This window comes from Anabaena sp. CS-542/02 (assembly GCF_028331085.1).
Classification (GTDB): Bacteria; Cyanobacteriota; Cyanobacteriia; order Cyanobacteriales; family Nostocaceae; genus Anabaenopsis; species Anabaenopsis arnoldii.
Genome location: NZ_JAQMTM010000084.1, coordinates 1 through 6778, shown reverse-complemented (window position 1 = coordinate 6778; position 6778 = coordinate 1). Strand labels below are relative to the sequence as shown.

Below are 6778 nucleotides of genomic sequence, written 5' to 3'. Positions count from 1 at the left end.
TTGTCAGCTTCTCTCCTAAAGTATCAGTGAGTTTTTCACCTAGATGTTGTGGCGAAAATACTGTTGTCATTATCTAACCTCCAAAACGGCATTAGTCTGAATGACTAATAAAAACTCGGTGAATAGTAAATGCCTGATTTAATTTAATCACCACTTATGTATTGATAATGCAAAATTAACCATAAAATACACAGATTAAACATAGGAATGAGGTGTTGAGAGGTAGTTATGCGTACTGTCTAGAGAATTTTTATCCAATTTAGTTGCAACTACTGTTTTATTTAGGCATAATTTTTGTAGCAGGTTTATAGTAGTTATGTCATGCCAATCTGCCAAAACTTGATTGAAGAATTCGATTTTTATTTTTATACAAATATTTATCCATACACTAATATTGTTTATACAAAAATCGATTGAGTATATGAATTTTTATAGGGAAATTGCAGATAATTTCACTACATTCTTTGTCGAATATATCTATTCTTTTCTCGTGACTGCGCTAAATTGGCAAATAACTGGATATGTTGAGGCAATATTTGTGAAAGCATTTTTAATGACAGCGGTCAGTAATCCTAAACTTTTGCAATTAGAAGAAGTTATAAAACCTACCTAACCTTTATTCTTGGGAAAACTGCCAGATTAGATAATCCTAATTTGGGGTTACAATTAATCCTCACTCCTATGTTGCAAAATTCGCAGAAAAGCCTGGAGCATCATCGAGAAATTCTGCAGCGGTCTCCTAGCAAAGACACCTTAGTCATAGATTTTGTCTGGGGGAAGCAGCTCAGGCTTATCAACTTCTAAAAATTTGCTTCTATGACTTCTATGAAGAGTCAGGTTATCCTGCTGATGAGTCATGAGTCAGTTTAAGGCTTTTGTGGAATTTTTTTTAACCGTATTCGCCCTTAGGCTTTCCCTCCAGGTAGAGGCGCGAAGGTAAAATGGGGCTTTGCGGAATCATAATATAAAATGCCAAAATGACCTTCTTTTTTCTTTGCACCTTTGCGCCTGACTAGCAGCCAAAGTCTGCCTTGGGGGGCGAAACTAATTTATACTTTCACTCAGTACCGCCTAAGATTGTAGTTATATCTGCGTTATGATTCGTGATGCTAGGGGCGAATATTATAGATATAACTTTTCAATGAAAGTTCTCTTGATATCTATCTAAATGATTATCTACAGAAACTAATAATTACTTCTATCTTTTCTATAGTTACACATCTAAATAAATAAAAATAAATCAACTTAAATCACTAGTCTTTATTAATTTTTTATAGTATTATTGTAATTAAATCAGTACCTATTGAAAAAGGTAAAAACATGGTTATTAATGACTTAGATTATTGTGAAACAACAGAAGACAGTATTATTGGTGGGTTAGATGCTATTACAGATATTCAAACATATGTCGCCCCGGGATATGCGGAAATAACCACAGCAGCCTCCGCAGTTGGAGATGAGTCCAACACTTTTACCCAAGCTCAAAGTATTGTAGATGATAGTGGTCGGACAAGAATTAGTAAGGCTATGGGAGAAGCTTTTGCCACAGCTAGGGATAAGAACGGGTTTATGTTGTCCTACCAAAAAAACATAGCGATTTTAATCAGACATAATTCCTAAAAATATCTAGATTGGTAAGCTTTTAACTCCAAATAAACTTTTTACAGCGCTTTTCATCTGAGTTAGGTACAAAAGGGCGCGATGCCCACCCCACAAGATTTATGATATTAACGTGTGTACTCTATTCACTTGGAAAGTGCTGTAACTGTCTATTTTTTATTTTTTTTATTTGCAATTTCTGGTAATACCCCACAGAGTGGGGTACTACTTGTTAAAAGACTTTATATGGAAAATCCCACGCATCATAAGCATGGGATAACTAGCATTTATCTGAGAGGATGTTTGATAAGTTTTATAAGGTGATTTTAGACACTTCTTGATACCCCCTAACCCCCCTTAAAAAGGGGGGAACTAGAGTCAAAGTCCCCCTTCTCAAGGGGGATTTAGGGGGATCTAAAAATATTAGATACACTAATCATGACTTGACAAACATCCTCTGAAAAATTATCTCTGTTTCTACTTGATTTTGTTCACCGCACTAATCTAACTTGAGCCGATGTTGCAGAACTACTAGAACTGCTACCAGCAGAAACTTTTACCGCAGTGGTTTGAACAACTTCACTTTCACTATTGGGCGACGCTGAAACCACACTTTTAGCCTCACCAATAATCTGTCCATCCGGTGAGACTATACGTTTGACTATAACTTGATAACGAGGCATAATCTGATTATCTACTCTGAGTAAATAAATGAGTAAAGACCACAGAAGCAGAAGAGGTGCAAACTAACTTCCATATTTATTGGTAATTCGTTAATTGCTCCTGCTTCTGCGGTCAAATTCTGTCAAAGAAATAATCTATATCTTTGATAATTTGGACTTAGTACTTCTTCTTAGGTTCTCTGAGAGCTGCTGCGGTTGAACGGGAAGCAGCATTAGAGGAAATACCTTCATGTACTTCTGCAAAAGTGATAGTTTCAGCATCGGTGTTGTGACCATATGCTTGAGCTACTGCTTGAGCATCACCAAAGTTACCGTGAATATCAACTTGTACGTCAAGTTTCTTACGAATATCAACATTTACTTTACTGTCAATTTTTTCCAACTTATTGTTGTAGATGTGGAAACCGCCATTACCACCAACAACAGCAGAACCGTCAACAGCTTCTAAAATATTTAAGTCAGAAATAATCATGAGCCTTTCCTAGAATTTTTTCGCTGGGTTGAGAATTGTTTTGTATAACCAAGTTCCGCTTGGCTATATTTAGAATATAGCTAATATTTTCCATAAAAAGAATAGCTTTTTATTTTATTTCTGCTAAAAATAATTCATTTAATTATTAACTGTAACTCAATTGATAGCTAGAATCAACTCTTGCCTATATGCTAATTCCATTGTGGAATAAACACTCATATAATCCCGATGAGTTATCTTTAAAAATCAAATATATAAAGCCTTTTTCAGGCTAATAAAGTACACATCAATTGCCTATTCCCTATTCCCTGTTCCCTGAAACTAAACAACTTTGTACCTCACGAGCATGGGAAATGCTATAGACTTATTTATGAATGGTATTGATAATGGAAGTATTGGGTTTGAAACTGTCTGTGATATCCATTGAAATAGGAACATTAAATCAATCAATAAAAAATCGCTGGAATGCTTTTTAAACAATTCCAGCGACCTTCTCACTACCTGATTTCAATTGCAGAAATACAGGGAAACTAACTAAATTCGGTTGTAAGTATTCTCATATATAGCATCAACGTAATAATCGCTGAGAGCCCCTGAGAACATGAATGGATTCTGTTGGTCTTTAGTTAAGGCGATAACTAAGCCTAATACTTATACCCATCATCTTTGCAGATTGTCACATATAATACTCCATTGTCTTTCTTTTTACCCTTTTCATCACATTTTTCATAGCATACTGTCTCACATGGATCATAAGACTTGGTTGGTTCATCATATTTGGGATTTTTACCATACTTGGTTGGCTGATATTCGGGCTTTTTACCATATTCATCCTTGTAGCCACAACCACCAATTACATCTTCTGCGTTAACTGTTTCTAAGATATTTAAATCGGAAATAATCATCGATATTCTCCCACGAGTTCTTGTTTGATACATAACCGATTTATTGCCTTCGGTTATGTTTCTAATATAGCGGATTAACCAGATAATCTAATAACTCATGCAATGCTATTTCATGAACTAAATTTATCTTATTATTCCTATTAATTAACTATTCACAGCAATGGGTAACTGAGAACCCCGACTTCTATAATCACCTGTTATCAAGTCAGAAGATTGTGCCAGAAGTCGGGGATATTTAGGGAATTAAAATGATAGGACATTACCCGCTCTTCTTGCTAAGGAGCGGGGCTAGGGGTGAGATAAATCAAATATTTTACCAATGAAAAATTAAGGATATTTCAGATTCCCAATCAGCAACGCCCATAAATTAAGACTGTTTGAGTAATTCTTTCTGAGGCTGTAAGCTCTGGGAATCCAGATGAGTAATTATTTGCATACACTCCAGTTGTTGTTTTAACCAACCATTGAATAATTCTGTAATAATTTTTTCGCGTAACTGCTCATCTAATTGGGGTTGACTAATTTCTTCTACCCAAATTAAATACACTCCTTTTACAGTCCCAATGGGCTTAATCACCTGTGGTGGAGTTGCAGCAAATACAGATGCAGCAATCTCCGGGCGAAAATCTTTGCGGTGTCGCCTTCCTCGGTACCCATAAGTACTGCGAAGCTCTGGCTCTGAGATATATAGGCGAGCAATTTCTGGAAAGCTGATTTCTCCCTCTTCCAGCGCATAAAACATTTCTAACGCCAAGTCTTTATCATCAAAAATGATTTCATAGGTAATGGCCACTACATAATCTAGTTGGTGTTGATAAAAGAACTGTTCAACTTGAGAACTAAATAGATGATCTGCTACCTTCTGAGCCAGGATTTTGTTATATAGTGATTCTTCAAACTCATTCACAGAAAGATGGTGTTTCTCTAGCCATGTCAATGTATCTTGAGCTTTGACAAGCTTATTTGCTAAACGGAGATTATCCCCTTGTTGCTGAACTTCTTCGGGTGTCACAGTGATTTGTGCTTTTTGAGCAACCTCCTGAATGATTTTTTGAGAGGCGATCGCCTCTACCAGACCAGGAACTTGAGACGATAATTTGAGTCTGTGAATAATATCTGCGGTGGAAATATTGATAATTTGAGGCATGACACAATCCCCGAAGTAAACTATTAAAGCTCTAAACCATTTTTGTGTAACTTCTTGAACGGATCTAAAACAAAATCAATCACCCGGCGCTGACGTATAATAACTTCAGCATTTGCTGTTTGACCCGGTGTTAATGGAATACGTTCTCCGTCCCTTTCGATATAGTTCTGTTCTAAAGTGATTTCTAACTCATAGGTTTCTATATTTCCTGCGGCAGTTTGAGTCATTTTAGAATTGGGAGAAATCCGAGAAACTTGACCTTGGATGATGCCATATTCCTGGAATGAATAGGCATCAAACTTGATTTTGACTGGCATTCCCACATTTAAGAAGCCACTATCTTGGACTGGCATATGAGCTTTGAGGATGATGGCAGTATTTTCAGGGGCAATGTCAGCAATTCTCTGACCAACTTGTACTACCTCCCCTGGCTTAGAGACTGGTAACTCAAAAATTACCCCATCCACAGGCGATCGCACCACTCGTTGCTGCATTTGTAGATTCAAGGACTTAATTTTGCTGTTAGTTTGAGTAATTTCCAATTGTAAATTTGCAACTTGGGTTTCTAGGTCTTTAAGTTGTTCTTGATATTTCAGAACAGCCAATTTACCAGTTTGTAGTAAACTTTGATAGCTGTTTTCTTCCCCTTGCAGTTGATGTTTTGCTTGCTCGATATCAGACTGTAACTGATTCATCGTCGCCTCATAGCGACTCATTTCTTCAGTCAAGCGTAATTGTGCCTGTTTGACATCAGATTCCGCCCTGGTATAAATGCGTCGGCTTTCCTGTTCTTCTTTTTTAACTTGGTCAACTTGATTGAGGGGAACCGCCCCATCGTTCAAAAGTTGCTCAAAACGCTGGACTTGCCGAGCATCTATACTCAAACGCTCATAAGCTGACTGTTCCTCCTTTTGAGCAGTTTGAACCTGCTGCTGTACCTGACCGAGTAATGCTTGTTTTTCTAACTTTTGCAGGTTATAAATACTTTGTTTGTAACCAAGGTTTTGTTTTGCCTGGTTAACTTGGGACATTTTCTCTAAGGCTTGAAACTGATTTTGTTGTTTCTGAATACTTAGTGTTAACTGCAGTTGATTTCTCAGCACGTCAAACTGCGCTTCTTGGTTTAACAGTGCTGAGAGTTTAGCCTCAGCTTGCTGAAGTTCAGTCTGCAAAATCTCAGAGTCAAGTTCTAATAACACCTGTCCCACCGTTACACTATCACCTTCTGTCACCTTAACAGCTGTGACATTCCCCACGGATTGGGAGTCTAATTTTTGTGTTGCACCTTGAGGCTCTATACGTCCTCTGGCGCTACCAGTTTCATCTACTTTCGAGAGAGTCGCCCAGGGTAAAGCTAAAGCGCCAAAACCCACCAATACATACAACACACCACGAGTCCACACCTTTGGTAAGGCATCTAGTAACTCCTCAGTACCATAATATAAATCCTGAGTATTACCTTCTGGAATCGGCTCGTGAGATTGAGTGGTTTCTTCTTGGGGTTGAATATAAAGTTTATAGTCATCCTCTTCTTGTTTCAGAAGTGCAGATGAAGAATTGGGAGAAGTGTAAGGCATAGTTTCATAGGAAATTGGGAATTGGGAACTGACTAATGTCTAATGACTCCGCACCTTTTGTATAGTCCAATGCAAAAACCGGATCAACTTAAACTACTTGAGCTAGTTGTTGTTGATTGAGATAGTAGTAATGTCCTTTTTTAGCGACTAATTGATCATGAGTACCGCTTTCTACTAATACACCACGGTCTAAAACCAAAATTAAATCTGCATTGCGGACTGTGGACAGGCGATGAGCAATAATCACACTGGTACGCCCTTTGAGTATGGTTTTGAGGTTATTCTGAATAATCCGCTCTGATTCCGAGTCTAGGTGACTGGTGGCTTCATCAAAGAGTAATAACCGGGGGTTACCAAGTAAAGCCCGAGCAATAGCTAGGCGTTGGCGTTGTCCA

The 6778-nt window shown here is 37.6% G+C and carries 7 protein-coding genes; 1 reads left to right on the top strand and 6 read right to left on the bottom strand.

All coding sequences use genetic code 11. The features are described 5' to 3' along the window. The first annotated feature begins 1320 nt into the window (after positions 1-1320). On the top strand, positions 1321-1620 hold the full coding sequence (locus PN447_RS09565; RefSeq protein WP_271762652.1) for a hypothetical protein: 300 nt from the start codon (positions 1321-1323) through the stop codon (positions 1618-1620). Positions 1621-2090: 470 nt separating this feature from the next. On the opposite strand, the gene PN447_RS09560 is transcribed toward PN447_RS09565, so the two are convergent. From PN447_RS09560 to PN447_RS09535, 6 genes are all read right to left on the bottom strand, one after another. Continuing rightward, entirely contained in the window at positions 2091-2282 is a 192-nt protein-coding gene (locus PN447_RS09560; protein WP_271762650.1) for a hypothetical protein, read from the bottom strand. A 157-nt stretch (positions 2283-2439) separates the two neighbouring features. Continuing rightward, positions 2440-2754: a hypothetical protein gene (locus PN447_RS09555; RefSeq protein ID WP_271762648.1), complete on the bottom strand. Its 315-nt coding sequence runs from the start codon at positions 2752-2754 to the stop codon at positions 2440-2442. 644 nt (positions 2755-3398) lie between these two features. After that, positions 3399-3659 (bottom strand): hypothetical protein, encoded by a 261-nt coding sequence (locus PN447_RS09550; RefSeq protein ID WP_271762647.1) that lies wholly within the window; start codon positions 3657-3659, stop codon positions 3399-3401. A 367-nt stretch (positions 3660-4026) separates the two neighbouring features. After that, positions 4027-4806, bottom strand: a complete 780-nt coding sequence (locus tag PN447_RS09545; protein ID WP_271762645.1) for a peptidylprolyl isomerase — start codon at positions 4804-4806, stop codon at positions 4027-4029. A gap of 23 nt (positions 4807-4829) precedes the next feature. Next, the gene (locus PN447_RS09540; protein WP_271762643.1) at positions 4830-6383 is read right to left on the bottom strand and encodes an HlyD family efflux transporter periplasmic adaptor subunit; all 1554 of its coding nucleotides are present in this window, start codon (positions 6381-6383) and stop codon (positions 4830-4832) included. 88 nt (positions 6384-6471) lie between these two features. Further along, a partial coding sequence (locus tag PN447_RS09535; protein WP_271762642.1) for an ATP-binding cassette domain-containing protein occupies positions 6472-6778 on the bottom strand: 307 nt, incomplete at its 5' end.

What these genes read in the sequence shown, in the direction of transcription:
- PN447_RS09565 (WP_271762652.1), top strand. Translation starts at nt 1,321, where the DNA reads ATGGTTATTAATGACTTAGATTATTGTGAAACAACAGAAGACAGTATT.
- PN447_RS09560 (WP_271762650.1), bottom strand. Translation starts at nt 2,282, where the DNA reads ATGCCTCGTTATCAAGTTATAGTCAAACGTATAGTCTCACCGGATGGA.
- PN447_RS09555 (WP_271762648.1), bottom strand. Translation starts at nt 2,754, where the DNA reads ATGATTATTTCTGACTTAAATATTTTAGAAGCTGTTGACGGTTCTGCT.
- PN447_RS09550 (WP_271762647.1), bottom strand. Translation starts at nt 3,659, where the DNA reads ATGATTATTTCCGATTTAAATATCTTAGAAACAGTTAACGCAGAAGAT.
- PN447_RS09545 (WP_271762645.1), bottom strand. Translation starts at nt 4,806, where the DNA reads ATGCCTCAAATTATCAATATTTCCACCGCAGATATTATTCACAGACTC.
- PN447_RS09540 (WP_271762643.1), bottom strand. Translation starts at nt 6,383, where the DNA reads ATGCCTTACACTTCTCCCAATTCTTCATCTGCACTTCTGAAACAAGAA.